At 62.3% G+C, this 15,341-nt stretch carries 13 protein-coding genes and 1 tRNA gene; 6 read left to right on the top strand and 8 right to left on the bottom strand.

Going from position 1 to position 15,341, the window contains the following annotated elements; genetic code table 11:
• Positions 1–5: 5 nt before the first annotated feature.
• Positions 6–575: a TetR/AcrR family transcriptional regulator gene (locus ACO07W_RS00735; RefSeq protein ID WP_421840104.1), complete on the top strand. Its 570-nt coding sequence runs from the start codon at positions 6–8 to the stop codon at positions 573–575.
• Positions 575–2,125 (top strand): glycerol-3-phosphate dehydrogenase/oxidase, encoded by a 1,551-nt coding sequence (locus ACO07W_RS00730; RefSeq protein WP_421840103.1) that lies wholly within the window; start codon positions 575–577, stop codon positions 2,123–2,125. The genes ACO07W_RS00735 and ACO07W_RS00730 overlap by 1 nt, the downstream gene beginning before the upstream one ends.
• A gap of 215 nt (positions 2,126–2,340) precedes the next feature.
• On the opposite strand, the gene ACO07W_RS00725 is transcribed toward ACO07W_RS00730, so the two are convergent.
• The 7 genes from ACO07W_RS00725 to aceE all read right to left on the bottom strand — a co-directional run bounded on the left by ACO07W_RS00725 (position 2,341) and on the right by aceE (position 12,058).
• Entirely contained in the window at positions 2,341–3,762 is a 1,422-nt protein-coding gene (locus ACO07W_RS00725) for an acyl-CoA carboxylase subunit beta (RefSeq protein ID WP_421840102.1), read from the bottom strand.
• Between the two features lie 29 nt (positions 3,763–3,791).
• A complete protein-coding gene (kasB, locus tag ACO07W_RS00720) occupies positions 3,792–5,054 on the bottom strand; it encodes a 3-oxoacyl-ACP synthase KasB (protein ID WP_421840101.1) in 1,263 nt (420 codons plus the stop codon).
• A gap of 26 nt (positions 5,055–5,080) precedes the next feature.
• Entirely contained in the window at positions 5,081–6,331 is a 1,251-nt protein-coding gene (gene kasA, locus ACO07W_RS00715; protein ID WP_421840100.1) for a 3-oxoacyl-ACP synthase KasA, read from the bottom strand.
• Complete coding sequence (acpM, locus tag ACO07W_RS00710; RefSeq protein WP_421840099.1) at positions 6,328–6,645, bottom strand: meromycolate extension acyl carrier protein AcpM; 318 nt, start codon at positions 6,643–6,645, stop codon at positions 6,328–6,330. Before acpM ends, kasA begins: the two co-directional genes overlap by 4 nt.
• Positions 6,646–6,745: 100 nt before the next feature.
• Positions 6,746–7,654 carry an ACP S-malonyltransferase gene (locus tag ACO07W_RS00705; protein WP_421840098.1) on the bottom strand — a complete coding sequence of 303 codons (909 nt, stop codon included), beginning with the start codon at positions 7,652–7,654 and terminating at the stop codon, positions 6,746–6,748.
• A gap of 140 nt (positions 7,655–7,794) precedes the next feature.
• Positions 7,795–9,138 carry a PucR family transcriptional regulator gene (locus ACO07W_RS00700; RefSeq protein WP_421840097.1) on the bottom strand — a complete coding sequence of 448 codons (1,344 nt, stop codon included), beginning with the start codon at positions 9,136–9,138 and terminating at the stop codon, positions 7,795–7,797.
• Positions 9,139–9,265: 127 nt separating this feature from the next.
• Positions 9,266–12,058 (bottom strand): pyruvate dehydrogenase (acetyl-transferring), homodimeric type, encoded by a 2,793-nt coding sequence (gene aceE / locus ACO07W_RS00695; protein ID WP_421840096.1) that lies wholly within the window; start codon positions 12,056–12,058, stop codon positions 9,266–9,268.
• A gap of 189 nt (positions 12,059–12,247) precedes the next feature.
• Between aceE and ACO07W_RS00690 the strand changes: the two genes are divergently transcribed.
• The 4 genes from ACO07W_RS00690 to ACO07W_RS00675 all read left to right on the top strand — a co-directional run bounded on the left by ACO07W_RS00690 (position 12,248) and on the right by ACO07W_RS00675 (position 13,965).
• Positions 12,248–12,847, top strand: coding sequence for a hypothetical protein (locus ACO07W_RS00690; protein ID WP_421840095.1), 600 nt, complete (start codon positions 12,248–12,250; stop codon positions 12,845–12,847).
• 104 nt (positions 12,848–12,951) lie between these two features.
• Positions 12,952–13,374 carry a DUF3052 domain-containing protein gene (locus ACO07W_RS00685; protein ID WP_421840094.1) on the top strand — a complete coding sequence of 141 codons (423 nt, stop codon included), beginning with the start codon at positions 12,952–12,954 and terminating at the stop codon, positions 13,372–13,374.
• Positions 13,374–13,835 (top strand): peroxiredoxin, encoded by a 462-nt coding sequence (locus tag ACO07W_RS00680; protein ID WP_421840093.1) that lies wholly within the window; start codon positions 13,374–13,376, stop codon positions 13,833–13,835. Before ACO07W_RS00685 ends, ACO07W_RS00680 begins: the two co-directional genes overlap by 1 nt.
• A gap of 55 nt (positions 13,836–13,890) precedes the next feature.
• Positions 13,891–13,965 (top strand) — tRNA-Val (locus tag ACO07W_RS00675).
• Between the two features lie 436 nt (positions 13,966–14,401).
• Here the strand turns inward: ACO07W_RS00675 and ACO07W_RS00670 are convergent.
• Positions 14,402–15,334, bottom strand: coding sequence for a class I SAM-dependent methyltransferase (locus tag ACO07W_RS00670; RefSeq protein WP_421840092.1), 933 nt, complete (start codon positions 15,332–15,334; stop codon positions 14,402–14,404).
• Between the last annotated feature and the right edge of the window lie 7 nt (positions 15,335–15,341).

The raw sequence follows: 15,341 nt of genomic DNA, 5'->3' as shown, positions 1-15,341 counted from the left end.
TACATATGCTGTCAATCAGTAATCCTCCAGTGGATACCGGGGAACGCATACTCCGGGCAGCCGCAAGCTGTGTGATTGATTTTGGCGTTGACCGGGTGACGCTGGCAGAGATTGCCCGACGCGCGGGAGTAAGCCGCCCGACGGTATATCGGCGTTGGCCGGATACACGGTCGATCATGTCCGCGATGCTCACGAACCATCTCCTGGGAGTGATGCGTGACGTGCCGCTCGACGGGGACGACCGGGAAGCGTTGGTACGACAGGTTGTCGCGGTGGCCGACCGGTTGCGGCGCGACGATCTAGTCATATCGGTCTTGCATTCGGATCTGGCCAGGGTTTACATCACCGAGCGCCTCGGAGCCAGCCAGCATTTCCTGATTGAGGGGTTGGCGGCCCGGCTACGGGTGGCGCAACGAACAGGCAACGTACGGTCCGGCGATCCTCGCCAACTCGCGACCATGGTGTTGCTGATCGCCCAGTCGACCATTCAATCCGCCGACATCGTCAAACCAATCCTTGATGCAGAAGCACTGGCCACCCAGCTCAGCTACTCACTGAACGGATACCTGTCCTGATGCCCAACTCGACCGCTCTCAACGCCGCGCGCCGCGGCGCCGACCTGACTGCGCTCGCCGATGGCGAGCCTGTTGACGTCATCGTCATCGGTGGCGGGATTACCGGTGTGGGTATCGCGTTGGATGCCGCGTCTCGTGGCTTGCGGGTAGCTCTGGTGGAAAAGCACGATCTGGCGTTCGGTACGAGCCGCTGGAGTTCGAAGCTGGTACACGGTGGCTTGCGCTATCTGGCGACCGGCAACGTGGGCATTGCCCGGCGCAGCGCCATCGAACGCGGAATTCTGATGACCCGCAACGCTCCACATCTCGTTCGGGCGATACCGCAACTAGTTCCGCTGCTACCGTCGATGAGTCGTTCCAAGCGTGCTTTGGTGCGCACGGGATTTCTGGCCGGCGACGCTTTGCGAGTGCTGGCGGGCACGCCGTCCTCGGCGCTGCCCCGATCGCGCCGCGTTTCGGCGCAGCGCGTGGTGGACATGGTTCCGGCGGTTGCCCGTGACGGTCTCGACGGCGGTTTGCTCAACTACGACGGGCAATTGATCGACGACGCCCGGCTGGTGACCGCGGTAGCGCGCACCGCGGCCCAACACGGCGCTCGTATCCTCACCTACGTCGCTGCGTCCAAGGTCACTGGCACTTCGGTGCGGATGACCGACCAGCGTACGGGCCAGTCGTTCGATGTGTCGGCTCGTGCCGTCATCAACGCGGCAGGGGTTTGGGGCGGTGAAATCGATCCGGAGTTGAAACTGCGGCCCAGTCGAGGGACCCACCTGGTCTTCGACGCCAGTGCGTTCGCAAATCCGACGGCAGCGCTCACAGTTCCGGTTCCGGGTGAGCTCAACCGGTTCGTATTCGCCATGCCCGAACAACTGGGCCGGGTGTATCTGGGGTTGACCGATGAAGACGCTCCCGGTCCGATTCCCGATGTGCCAGAGCCATCTTCGGCGGAAATCACGTTCCTGCTTGACACGGTGAACACCGCATTGGGGATTGCGCTTGAGCCTTCGGATGTCATCGGCGCCTACGCGGGCCTACGGCCGCTGGTTGACGCCGGCACAGGCCGCACCGCCGATGTGTCGCGTGATCACGCTGTTGTCGAGTCGCCCACCGGTGTTATCAGCGTGGTTGGCGGCAAGCTGACCGAATACCGCTACATGGCAGAAGACGTCCTGAATCGCGCTGTCAGCTTGCGGCACCTGCAGGCCGCGCAATGTCGCACCCACAACCTGCCGTTGGTCGGGGCGCCACTAAATCCCGGGCCAGCCTGTCCTTCGCGGCAGGAGCCGGGAGTAGGTTTGCCGGATTCACTCATAGCGCGCTACGGGGGAGAGGCTGCCACCGTAGCCGCCATCGCCACCTGCGAGCGGCCTACCGAGCTTGTCGCCGACGGCATCGACGTGACCCGGGCAGAGTTCGAATACGCAGTGACCCATGAGGGCGCACTGGATGTCGCCGACATCCTGGATCGCCGGACTCGGATCGGTCTGGTTCTGCAGGACCGGCAGCGGGTTGCGGGTGTGGCTGAAGAATTCCTTGCCGCCGTCGGTTAGCTGTTCGAGCGCCGGTCGAAAGCGGCCAGCCAGTGACTCAGCCGATGCGGCGCACTGGTGCCCGCCCTATCGCACGGACAACAATCGGGATGATCGTTCACGGTGCGTTGTCCAGCCACGAGATCGAATAGGCAAGTCAACGAGCGCAACAAACTTGGTTCTTGGGCCGCACAGGTCCTAGGCCGCGCGCCGATGAGCCAACGCCGGGGTTCCGGTTACAGCGGGATGTTCTTATGCCGACCGCGTCGTGCCGGTGCCTGAGCGAGTGCTTCGGTGAGCTTGCTTCGGGTGTGGACGGGGTCGATCTTTTCGTCAACCACGCCGATGTCGATGGCGCTGTCCACGCCGCCGGCCAAACGCTCGTGCTCTTCGGCGAGTTCGTCATGTAGTGCCTCGCGCTCGTGGTCGGGCACCGCGGCTAGCTTCCGTTTATGCAGGATGCCGACGGCCGCTTTTGCACCCATCACCGCAACCTCGGCGTCCGGCCAGGCGAACACCTTCGTTGCGTTCAACGAACGGGAGTTCATCGCAATGTAGGCGCCGCCGTAGATCTTTCGGGTGACCAAGGTGACACGCGGAACGGTGCATTCGCCGAATGCGTGCAGCAGTTTGGCGCCGCGGCGCACCACGCCGCCCCACTCTTGGTCGACCCCCGGCAGATAGCCGGGCACATCGACAACGACCACCAGCGGGATGCCGAATGCGTCGCAAAGCCGCACGAAGCGTGCTGCTTTTTCGGCGCTCTCCGAGTTCAAGCAACCGCCCAGTCGCAGTGGGTTGTTGGCCAGGACCCCGACCGTGCGGCCGGACAAGCGGCCCAACCCGACCACCATTGACGGTGCCCATTTGGACTGGAATTCGGCGAACGGGGTGTCTTCATCGAGGATCGCCGTCACGATCGGATGTACGTCGTAGGCTCGCCGCGGCGATTCGGGAAGCAGTGCCTTGATGTCGGTATCGCCGGCTTCCGCCTTGTCGCGGTCGAAATGTCCTTGCTGGCAGAACAATCCGACCAGACGCCGACCGCGCTCGTAGGCGTCGAGTTCGTCGTCGGCGACGATGTGGCACACCCCGGACTTCTTGTGATGAGTCTCCGGACCGCCCAGCGAAGCCATGTCCACGTCTTCGCCGGTGACACTGCGGACCACATCGGGTCCGGTGACGAATACCCGGCTCTCCGGGGCCATCACGATGACATCGGTCAGTGCCGGTCCATATGCCGCGCCTCCGGCGGCGAAGCCGACGACCACAGAGATCTGTGGAATGTAGCCCGACGCGCGGATCATCGCCTCAAAAACCTGGCCCACCGCGTGCAGCGCCCGCACGCCTTCGGCTAGCCGCGCACCACCCGAGTGCCAGATGCCTACTATCGGGCTCTGTTCCTCGATGGCGGTGTCGTAGGCGTTGACAATGTGCGCGCAGCCTTCAACGCCCATGGCGCCGCCCATCACGGTGCCGTCAGTGCAGAACGCGACGGTGCGCACACCGTTGACAGTGCCTGTTGCTGCTAGCACTCCAGAACGGTCGCGCTCGTGCAGCAGCTCGACGCTGCCGTCGTCGAAGAAGGTGCAAAGCCGGAGCAGCGGATCGCGTGGATCCAGCGACTCGCCAATCGCCTCCGGGGCCATGATTGTCATCGAAGGTCTCCTGTTCCGGTGATGCTCGGTCAGTACCGCCCAAAGGCGAGTGCCACGTTGTGCCCGCCGAAGCCGAATGAGTTGTTGATCGCGTACCCGTAATCGCCGGGCCGCGGATCGCCTGCCACCACGTCCAAGTCGATTTCTGGGTCGAGGTTCACCAAGTTTAGTGTGGGCGGGACGATCTGATCCCGCAACGCGAGCACGGTCAAGATCGATTCCACCGCGCCAACCGCCCCCACTGAGTGCCCGAGCGCGGACTTGGGCGCATATACCGCCGGTTTGTGACTGCCCATGGCGTTGTTGATGGCCTTCCCTTCGGCCAAGTCGCCGACCTGCGTCCCGGTGGCATGGGCATTGACGTGGCCGATATCGTCAGGAGTGAGGTCGGCGAGCTGGATCGCCCGTGTCATCGCGTGCCCGGCCCGTTCGCCGTTGGGGTCCGGTGCCACCATATGGAAACCGTCTGAGGTAATGCTCGCCCCCATCAGCCGGGCCAGGATATTGGCGCCACGGGCTTTCGCGTGCTCCTCAGTCTCGATCACCATCAAAGCGCCGGCCTCGCCGAACACGAAACCGTCGCGATCCTTGTCAAACGGGCGACACGCGCCGGCAGGGTCGGCGTTGTTCGTCGACATCACGATGCGCATCTTGGCGAACCCCGCGATGGGCACCGCTTCGATCTTTGTCTCGACGCCACCGCAGATCGCGATGTCGGCCTCTCCGAGCACAATCTGTTGCCAGGCATGGGCGATGCCCTCGGAGCCAGATGCGCACGCCGATATCGGCGTCAACACACCGGCCTTGGCGTGCCTTTCCAAGCCCACCGCGGCGGCCGCACCGTTGGGCATGTATTTCTGCACGGTCAACGGGGAGATCGCCTGCATCCCGCTCACGCGCATATCGTCGTACCCGAAGACGAGTTCTTCGGCCGACCCCAGTCCCGTGCCGATCGATACCATCAAACGGTTGGTGTCGACTTCCGGTGTTCCGGCGTTTTCCCACACCCGGCGTCCCAGCACGGTGGACATCTTCTGCAGATAGCTCATTCGGCGGAGCTCGACCCGCGTCAGCGGACTGTCGAATTCCTCTAACAGGTGCCCGCCGATGCGAACCGGCAGGTCGAACTCCTCCACAAATGGGTCATCGAGCGTGCGGATTCCGCTTTGACCGTCGAGCAGCAACTTCCACGTGGTTTCAACGTCAGTAGCCAGTGCGGTCGTCATGGCGATGCCGGTGACAACCACATGGGGGAAGCTCTTCCCCGTGACCAGCTGCGGCGATGTCGTCATGGGATTTGCGAACGTTCCTTCCGTGCTCAGTACCGCCCGAAGGCGAGCGCGACATTATGCCCGCCGAATCCGAATGAGTTGTTTATCGCGTACTTGTAGTCGCCGTAGCGGGGCTCGCCGGCGACCACGTCGAGATCGATCTCGGGATCAGGTGTCACGTAGTTCAGCGTGGGGGGAATGACACCGTCTCGCAGCGTGAGCACTGTGAGCACCGATTCCAGCGCGCCCACGGCACCGATGGAATGGCCCAGCGCCGACTTGGGCGCATAGACCGCGGCTTGCTGGCAACCAGCCACTCGAATGGCGTTGGCCTCGGCGGCATCACCGATTGGCGTGGCTGTTCCGTGCGCGTTGACGTGGTCGATGTCCTTGGAAGACAAGCCGGCCAGCTCGAGCGACCGGGTCATCGCCCTACCCGCACGAACGCCGTCAGCAGCCGGTGCCACCATGTGGAAGGCATCTGAGGTGATGCCCGCCCCCATCAGCCGGGCCAGCGGCTTGGCGCCACGGGCCTTAGCGTGCTCCTCTGTCTCGATGACCATCAAAGCCCCGGCTTCACCGAACACGAAACCATCGCGATCCTTGTCGAACGGGCGCGATGCTCCTTCGGGGTCGTCGTTTTTGGTCGACATGGCCCGCATCATGGAGAACGCCGCAATGGGCAGCGCCTCGATCGGGCCTTCGACGCCGCCGCAGACGGCAATGTCGGCGTCGCCCATGACGATTTGCCGCCACGCGTGGGCGATGGCCTCTGAGCCTGAGGAACACGCTGACACCGGGGTGATCACCCCGGCGCGGGCACCGAGTTGTAGACCGATGGTCGCCGCGGCACCGTTGGGCATGATCATCTGAACCGCGAGGGGGGACACTTTGCGTGGCCCGCCCTCGTTCATCAGTTCGTAGTTTTCAACGATCCTTTCCGCGCCTCCCAAGCCGGTGCCGACGACGACGGTGAATCGGTCTGGATCGACCTCCGGGCTGCCGGTCGATTCCCACAGCTGTCCGCCCAGCAGTTTGCTCAACCGTTGGACGTATGACATGCGTCGCATGTCCAACCGGCCCATGTGGTCGTCGACTGACTCCTTGAGGTGCCCGCCGATCCTGACGGCCAGGTCAAACTTTTCGACGAACTCGTCTTCGAGGACGCGGATGCCGCTCTCGCCGGCCAACAAACCCTTCCACGTGCTCTCGATGTCCGCCGCGATTGACGTTGTCGCTGTGACGGCGGTCACCACAACATTGGGGTAACCGCCATTAGCAGTGGAAGGCTTGGTCACGGGGTCTCCGCGCCGGCGCCGTCGGCAGCCATCTTTGCGCGCAGTGCCTGAGCAGCCTCGGGGTTCTCTTCTTCAAGCTTCTGGATGTAAGCCACGACGTCGCCGACGGTACGCAGACCCGCGAGATCCTCATCGGGGATCTTGACGCCGTACTTGTCCTCGGTCTGCACTGCGATCTCGACCATCGACAGCGAATCGATGTCCAGGTCGTCGACGAACGACTTCTCTGGCGTGACCTCCGAGGGCTCGATACCGGTTACCTCTTCGATAATCTCGGCGATTCCAGCGATGATTTCTTCCTGAGTTACGGCCACAGCCTGCTTCCCTTCGTAATGTGTTGTGTGTTAATCGAACAGATGTGTTTGTTGCGGCGATATGTGGTTGTTCTGGCTCCGCGAATGGCCAGGCCGGCAGTTACAAGCTCGCCAACTCGTCCAGATCCGTGGGTGACTTGACGGCGCGAGTCGGAACCCCTCGAAGTTCGCGTTTGGCGATGCCGGTAAGAGTGCCTGCGGGGGGAAACTCCACGATCGCCGTGACATTGCGCTCGCGCAACGTCGTAGTGCACAGGTCCCAGCGCACAGGCTGGGTGAGCTGCGAGATCAGAGCGTCCATCGCGGCTGCCGCCGATGTCACCGGCTTCCCGTCGCGGTTGGACAGCAGTGTGCAGGTGGGTTCGTTGGTTGTGATACCGGCTGCAGCGGCGGCGAAGCCGTCGAGCGCCGGGGCCATGAACGCGGTGTGGAACGCGCCGGCAACCCCCAGGGCGCGCACCCGGGCCTTGGCCGGCGGGTCTTCGGCGAGCTTTTCCAAAGCGGTCAGTTGCCCGGCAGCGACGATCTGGCCCGCTGCATTACGGTTTGCGGGTACCAAGTCGAGCTGTTCAAGGCGGCTGAGTACATCGACTTCGTCGCCGCCGAGTACCGCGGACATGCCGGTCGGCTCGGCGGCGCAGGCCTTGGCCATCTCAGCGCCGCGGGTGGCGGCCAGCGCCACCGCGTCGTCGGCTGTGATGACACCGGCGATCGCATAGGCCGCGATTTCGCCGACGGAGTGTCCCGCGACAGTGAGTTCTGTCTCGGTGAGCAGGCCGCGTTTGGTCAACTCGTGGTGGGCCAGCAGCGTGGCGGCGACGATCAGCGGTTGGGCTACCGCGGTGTCGGTGATCTCCGTCGTCGACGCGGTCGTGCCGAGCCGCGCTAAATCCAGGTTGCTGGCTTTTGACCAAGATGCGATCTGATCCGCTGTACCGGGAAGTTCCAGCCACGGCGACAACATTCCCTCGGTCTGAGAACCCTGTCCGGGCGCGAGCAATGCAATCACGTGTCTAAGAGAACACTGTGAAGGCCGTTTTGCGGGGTGTAAGAGATTATGAACCTCGTCTTAGGTTTTTGTATACCTTCTACAAAAGGGGCTTGTAAGCTACGTGTTTGATATCGTGTTGCGATCTGTCGTCTGGATCACTATTGGTCAGATGGTGGCCCCACCCTACCTGCAGGGCCGCTTTGGCCAGGCGCGGGAAGCTGGGACATGGCGCTGCTGCCGATTCCGGCATGGTGCGTGGGATAGTTAAGTTGTCCAACTGTCGCGGCGACTCTGAGGACGTACGCATCGCGCGGCTGGGTGGGGTCGCGGCCGGTGAAGTCGGTAATGCGCCTAAGGCGGTACCGCACGGTGTTTGGATGAACGAACAACTTGCGGGCACAGGCCTCTATTGCCCCGCCGCAATCGAGGTATGCGTCCAGTGTCTCGATGAGCGTGGGTCCGGCATCGGACAGAGGCCGCATCACGTCGGAGTGCAGAGCCACGATCGCCGACGGATCCCCCATCAAGGCACGTTCGGGCAGTAGCTCTCTGGCCAGCACGGGGCGTGGGGCTCCGCGCCAGCCAGCGACCGCGTTCATTCCTGAAATAGCCTCGCTGGCACTGTGGTGAGCCGCTGTCAGCATCGGTGCCGTTGGCCCAACCACCACCGCGTTTTCCGAGAAGGCGGCCAGCAGGTCGTTCAGGAACCTATCAGTCGGCGACAGCTGTCCAGACACGATCGCGACCAGCCATGTTCCGTGCACGTCGGTGAGCGCTGCACGGCCATGTCGAACCGCGATCTCGCGGACGTCCTGGCTGGCCCGTGCGCTGTCGCTGTCGCCGTTTGTACTGTCGCGGCCGGGTGCGGGAGTTCCGACGACAACCGTCGCGGGTGCGGTCGTGTCCCAGTTCAGCGCGGCCGCTCGGGATAGTAGCTCGGGGCCGGTGTCGCCGCGTACAACCGCGTCGACCACGCTGGCCTCCATCCGGCTGTCCCAGTTGCCTCGTGCCTCGGCCGCGTCGGCGTATGCCGTGGCTGCGGTGAAAGCCAGGTCGCGGCTGTATTTCAAGATACCCACGGTAAGTGCGGTCAACTGATCTTCAGAGCGGGCCAACAGCGGCACGACTTCTTCGAAGTACTCCATGGTGACCCGCACCATGTCCACCGTGTGGCGCAGCGCAATGCGGCGCGTCAGGTCCTGGGGCACGAGTTCGAACGCTTTCGCCGTGTAGCTCACGTCACTGTGCGGATCTTGCATCCACTCGACGAAGTTCACCACAGCTGTCTGCACCACCAGCGCCACGCTGGCGCGCTGGGATGCTTCTAGTTCGGCGAAGAACGGCAACCGCTCCTGCATGGCCGACACGGCTTCGGTGGCCAGCCGGCCCGAGTAGTGCTTCAATCGCCGCAGCAGCGAGTCCGAAACCGTGCCCACCATCTCAAGCGGTGATCTCGGAGTTGCTCGGGTAAAAGCTGCCGATGCAAACTGATTGTCGCTCACGCCTAAAACGTACGCCAAAATTCTGGAAGTTCCCGCCAAAATGATGCGTATGTCTTAGAGATCTATTATGATTAACCCGACGCTAGCTGCCGCAGCAGCCGGGTGATGGCTTTGGACCGTCGCCGCGCTACGCGCCAGGACCTGGGTCCGGTGCCTGTTCGGGCGCGGCCGTCACGTCGTCGATCTGGTACTGACGGGCCGCCGCGGCGGGCACCGATGGGTCGATGACACCGTCGCGGGCCAGCGCTTCCAGCACCGCGACCACCTGCGATTCGGCGTCGGTGTTGAAATAGCGACGGGCGGCCGGCCGGGTGTCGGAAAAGCCGAACCCGTCGGTGCCCAGTGTGAGGTAGGTGCCTGGCACCCATGGCCGGATCTGCTCGGGGACGGCGCGCATCCAGTCTGAGACGGCTACTACCGGCCCGCCGCAGCCGGTGAGCGCTTGGGTCACGTAGGGCACAGCCGCGGGTCGATCGGGGTGGCGCAGCCTGTCTGTCTCGATGGAAACGCCGTCGCGATTAAGTTCGCCCCAACTGGTCACCGACCACACGTCGGCGGCCACACCCCAGTTGGCGGCCAGCATGTCCGCGGCTTTCAACGCCGCCGGCATCGATACCCCGGAGGCCAGGATCTGCGCCTTGTGGAAGTCTCCGGGCTCGGCTGCGCGGTAGCGATAGATGCCGCGTAGCACGCCCTCGGGGTCGAAGTTCTCCGGTTCGGGTGGCTGGACGTACGGCTCGTTGTAGATGGTGATGTAGAAGAAGACGTTTTCCGGGTTCTCGCCGAACATCCGCGCCAGCCCGCTTTCGACGATATAGGCGATCTCGTACGCGAAAGCCGGGTCGTATGCGACGACGGCCGGATTGGTGCTGGCCAAGAGCAACGAGTGACCGTCGGCGTGCTGCAGCCCTTCGCCGGTTAAGGTGGTGCGGCCGGCGGTGGCGCCGAGCACGAAGCCGCGTGCCATCTGGTCGGCGGCAGCCCAGAAGCTGTCGCCGGTGCGCTGGAATCCGAACATCGAATAGAAGATGTATATCGGGATGATCGGCTCGTCGTGGGATGCGTACGAGGTGCCGGCAGCGGTGAAGCTAGCCACCGATCCGGCTTCGTTGATGCCTTCGTGCAGGATCTGCCCGACCTGGCTCTCCTTGTAGGCCAGCATCAACTCCGCGTCTACGGCGGTGTACAGCTGGCCGTTGCGGTTGTAGATCTTCAATGATGGAAACCACGAGTCCATCCCGAAGGTACGCGCCTCGTCGGGGATGATTGGCACTATCCGATCCCCAATTTCCTTGTCGCGCAATATCTCCTTGAATGTCCGCACCATCGCCATGGTGGTGGCGACCTCCTGGCGTCCGGAGCCCTTCTTGAGTGCGGCGTAGGTGTTTCGGGCAGGAAGCTTCAGTGCTTTGCAGGTAGTTCGGCGTTCCGGGACCACACCCCCGAGCTTGCGGCGCCGGTCAAGAAGGTAGCGGATCTCTGGTGCGTCCGGACCCGGGTGGTAGTAAGGCGGCAGGTACGGGTCCGCTTCGAGCGCCGCGTCCGAAACCGGGATCCGCTGAGAATCACGAAAATCCTTAAGGTCTTGCAGCGCAAGCTTTTTCATTTGGTGCGTCGCGTTGCGGCCTTCGAAATGCTTACCGAGTGTATAGCCTTTGATGGTCTTGGCCAGGATCACCGTTGGCTGTCCCTTATGATCCATGGCGGCGCGGTAGGCGGCGTAGACCTTGCGGTAGTCATGACCGCCACGCTTGAGGTTCCAGATCTCCTGGTCGGACAGGTTCTCCACCAGCGCCTTGGTGCGCGGGTCGCGACCGAAGAAATGGTCGCGGACATAGCCGCCGTCGTTGGCCTTGTAGGTCTGATAGTCCCCGTCAGGGGTAGCGTTCATCAGGTTGACCAAAGCGCCGTCCCGGTCGGCATGCAGCAGCGCGTCCCACTCGCGTCCCCAGATCACCTTGATTACGTTCCAGCCGGCTCCACGGAAGAAGGACTCCAGCTCCTGGATGATCTTGCCGTTGCCGCGCACTGGACCGTCGAGGCGCTGCAAGTTGCAGTTGATCACGAACGTAAGATTGTCCAGACCCTCCAGTGCCCCGATATGCAGCAACCCGCGGCTTTCCGGCTCGTCCATCTCGCCGTCGCCCAGGAAGCACCAGACATGCTGGTCGGAGGTGTCCTTAATGCCCCGATCATGTAGATAGTGGTTGAACCGGGCCTGGTAGATGGCGTTCATTGGGCCAAGACCCATCGACACTGTGGGAAATTCCCAGAAGTCGGGCATCAGCCTCGGGTGCGGGTACGACGGCAACCCGCCACCCGGGTGGCTGTGTTCCTGACGGAAGCCGTCGAGGCGATCCGCGCCGAGCCGGCCTTCGAGGAAAGCGCGCGCGTAGATGCCGGGGGAGGCATGGCCCTGGATGAACACCTGATCACCGCCGCCCTGATGCGATTTGCCGCGGAAGAAGTGATTAAATCCGACTTCATAGAGCGCCGCCGACGAGGCGTAGGTAGAAATGTGGCCACCGACGCCCACGCCTGGTCTTTGTGCGCGGTGCACCATGATGGCTGCGTTCCATCTGATCCACGCGCGGTAGCGACGTTCGACGTCCTCATCGCCGGGGAACCACGGTTCCAACTCGGTTGGGATGGTATTGACGTAGTCGGTGGACGTCAGCGAGGGAATCGCCACCCGTTGTTCGCTGGCGCGTTCCAGCAGCCGCAACATCAGGTAACGAGCCCGCGACGGGCCCGTTCGCTTCAACATTTCGTCGAAGGACTCCAGCCACTCCGATGTCTCTTCAGGATCGATGTCAGGCAAGTAGGAAGCGACGCCCTCGCGGATCACCCGAACGCGGTCGGTTTCGCTTGCGCTGCTTGGGGCTTTCGCCGGATCGTGGCGCACGGACTCGGTGGTCAACTTCCGCTCCTGTAGTTGGCGGGACTCGTGTTTGCGGCATGCGGGGCCGTGCCTCTATCGTGCCGCACAGGTGTACCGCCCGGACAGCCGAGGCCGATTGCTGCGGCCGGTTCTCTACCAGACCGCTTGCCGGCCCGAACTTAGTGCGTCGGCGGTGGTGGAAAACGCGACCCGGTAACGTCAGTTGCTGTGCTCATAGGATGGCCTGCCGTCTTGCGTAGGTACGTGACGGGTTTGCCCAGGCGAGGTGCTCTGACGCTCGGCTGTGTAGCCGTTGTGCTGATGGGATTGGTCAACCTCGTGGCGTGCACCACGGTCACTGACGGTACGGCCACACCGGACACCAAAGTTGCCCCGGCTTACCGATCGTCAGTGTCGGTATCGGTTTCGGCTTCGTCGGCGACGTCTCGCGTCCGGGAGTCTCAGCGGCAACACTCGCTGACTGCGCGGGCGGTTCACAGCTCCTGTGACTCCCTTGCCGAATCCAGCACCAACGCAATCGACAAGGTGAACGACTTTGTCAGCGCGTTTAATCAGGGACGCAGCACCAGCCCGACTGAGGCGCCGGCGATCGACGCGCTCAACAACAGCGCCTCTAGAGTCGCCGGCAGTCTCAGTGACACGCTTTCGTCGCAGTTGCGCGACGCGCTCAACGACTACATCAATGCGGCACGCGCCGTGGCGAAGGCCATTGGTACGCACTCGGCGACATCGGAGTTCAATAAGAGGGTCGATCAGCTGAACGACACCAAGACAAAGGCGCTGAAACTGTGCCTCGCGTCCTTCTGAGGTGGCGGCCCTGTGGCCGGGTTTTCGTTGTGCGACCATAATGCGTTCTAGTTGTGCGACGATAATGCCGATCGCACGTGCTGATGGTTGAAGGAGGTTCCACGGTGGTCGCGGCGGATCACGCCCCGAGCTACGCGCGCAAACTGGGCATCGAACGAGACCAAGTTGTCCAAGAGTGGGGTTGGGACGAAGACAGCGACGAAGACATCCGTGCGGCGGTTGAGGATGCCTGTGGTAGCGAGTTGCTCGACGAAGACACCGATGAGGTTGTCGACGTCATTCTGCTGTGGTGGCGAGACGGCGACGGGGACTTGGTGGACACCTTGATGGACGCGATCAGCCCGCTTGCCGAAGACGGTGTCATCTGGGTGCTGACGCCTAAAACCGGCAGGCCCGGGCACGTGCTACCCGCTGAGATTGCCGAGTCGGCGCCTACCGCTGGTCTGATGCCGACCTCGTCGGTCAACCTTGGAAACTGGAGTGCCAGCCAACTGGTTCAGCCCAAGTCGCGGGCTCCAAGGCGCTGATGCTGGACGTCGGCGCCGCTGCCCCTGACTTCACCCTGCGCGACCAGAATCATCAGCCCGTCACGTTAGGTGGCTACCGCGGGATCAAGAACGTGTTGCTGGTCTTCTTCCCGCTGGCATTCACTGGAATTTGTCAGGGTGAGTTGGACCATCTGCGCGATCACTTGCCGGATTTCGAGAACGATGCCAGCGCGGTGCTGGCTGTCTCGGTGGGACCGCCGCCAACCCACAAGATTTGGGCTACGCACAGCGGTTTCACGTTTCCGGTGTTGTCGGACTTCTGGCCGCATGGCGCGGTCAGTCAGGATTACGGCGTCTTCAACGATGAAGCCGGCTACCCCAACCGCGGAACATTCGTCGTTGATCGGTCCGGGGTGATTCGGTTCGCTGAGCTGAATCAGCCAGGTGAGGCCCGCGGCCAGCGGTTGTGGACCGACGTCCTGGTGGCGTTGGCGGCTTGAGCGGCCTGGACGTTTTGGGTGTTGGTCTCCGAGGCGTGTAGCCTGCGGCGGGCACGGGCGCGTAGCTCAGTGGTAGAGCTCTGGTTTTACACACCAGCGGTCGGCGGTTCGATCCCGTCCGCGCCCACCAATGTCTTCCTCGCATGGTGGCCCAATTAGTGGGGTCCTCCGGCGGGTGCGGGCCATTGGCAAGTAGGTCAAATCGATGCATCACAGTTAGTTCGGCGGCTTTATCTACAGACCGCGTAGCAAGGTGCCAGTAGATCTGGTGGCGGACCGTCGGGATCGTGGTACACCGCTTGGGTGCAACGCCGCGAGCCCTTCGCATCAAGTGCGGCACCTCGTTGAGTGGAATGACGATGCCGTCGTTGCCCAGAGTGTCGACGGTACGCACTAGAGAACGCCAAGATCGCGATCACTCTACAAGCCAGTGCCGCTGATCAATGATTTCTTAAAACAGGAAAGGCAGCACTTGTTGTCAAATGCATGCGGATTAGCTTCCGGGCCTAAACCAGTGCACCAGAAACGAACTCATGCCCTAACATGGCTAGGCTTAGGAGAGGTTGTTAGCAGTTCGTTGGTTTATTGGCTATCGCGATCACGTAGTCCATCCAGGGGCCCCATGTAGCGATACCAAGCGGTCCAAAGAACAGTCGACCGGCAGGATTGATGCGTTTCATTTCGGGCTTTGCAAACCCGGTCCGCAGATAATTTGCCACGGGTGAATAAACGTCGCTACGAATCGAAAATACTTTTGGTGAAATAAAGCCGGACCGGGTAAGTGCATCGGGATAACTCGTCACGTCGATTTGTAACTCGCTGTCGATCGTATACAGGCCACGTGCGTAAGCCCCCCAGGGGCGAATCCGTCTGATTGTCGGCCGAATATCCTCGTCGGGAAGCGGCACGATGTCTGCGATAGCTAATCGCCCTCCGGGGCGCAACACTCGATACGCTTCGGAGAAAAACTTGGCTCGCGATGGGAAGTGAAATGCTGACTCCAGTGCGACAACTTTTGTGGCTGAATCGTTTTGAATCGGCAACTCGCATGCTGAACCCCGGAGATAGCGGATGCGGTCTGCTGCGCCAAACTGCGCTGCGCGCGCGTTGGCAACCTGAATTTGTCCCTCTGCAACGTTTACGCCAATAATCTGATTCAGTCCGAACTCCTCATGCCACAGGAAATCAGGATCACCGTAGCCGCAGCCAACGTCAATAACAACATCCTCGGAACAGAAACCGGCCTCCACTGCCAGCAAGCGGGCCAAAGCCGCGCTTGCTTCGTCGATGGTGGAAGGGTTGTCTCGCCAGAACCCTAAGTTCAGATAAAGTAACTTCTCGCTAAGTACATTGGAAGTGCCGTAAACATTATCGTAGAGTGCGGCGGCAATCTCGTTTTTAGGTATGAACGACAGCTGGGCAAATCTTCCCCATTCGCCGATCCAGCGTGCGAGACGTTGCAGCCGCCCCTCGGGCGCGTGAACATTTGCGAGCGTCATTCGGAAC

The sequence above is a fragment of the Mycobacterium sp. genome (assembly GCF_965230835.1).
Classification (GTDB): Bacteria; Actinomycetota; Actinomycetes; order Mycobacteriales; family Mycobacteriaceae; genus Mycobacterium.
This window is presented reverse-complemented; position numbering and strand designations above follow the sequence as displayed.

What these genes read in the sequence shown, in the direction of transcription:
- ACO07W_RS00670 (WP_421840092.1), bottom strand. Translation starts at nt 15,334, where the DNA reads ATGACGCTCGCAAATGTTCACGCGCCCGAGGGGCGGCTGCAACGTCTC.
- ACO07W_RS00735 (WP_421840104.1), top strand. Translation starts at nt 6, where the DNA reads ATGCTGTCAATCAGTAATCCTCCAGTGGATACCGGGGAACGCATACTC.
- ACO07W_RS00680 (WP_421840093.1), top strand. Translation starts at nt 13,374, where the DNA reads ATGCTGGACGTCGGCGCCGCTGCCCCTGACTTCACCCTGCGCGACCAG.
- ACO07W_RS00725 (WP_421840102.1), bottom strand. Translation starts at nt 3,762, where the DNA reads ATGACAATCATGGCCCCGGAGGCGATTGGCGAGTCGCTGGATCCACGC.
- kasB (WP_421840101.1), bottom strand. Translation starts at nt 5,054, where the DNA reads ATGACGACATCGCCGCAGCTGGTCACGGGGAAGAGCTTCCCCCATGTG.
- ACO07W_RS00730 (WP_421840103.1), top strand. Translation starts at nt 575, where the DNA reads ATGCCCAACTCGACCGCTCTCAACGCCGCGCGCCGCGGCGCCGACCTG.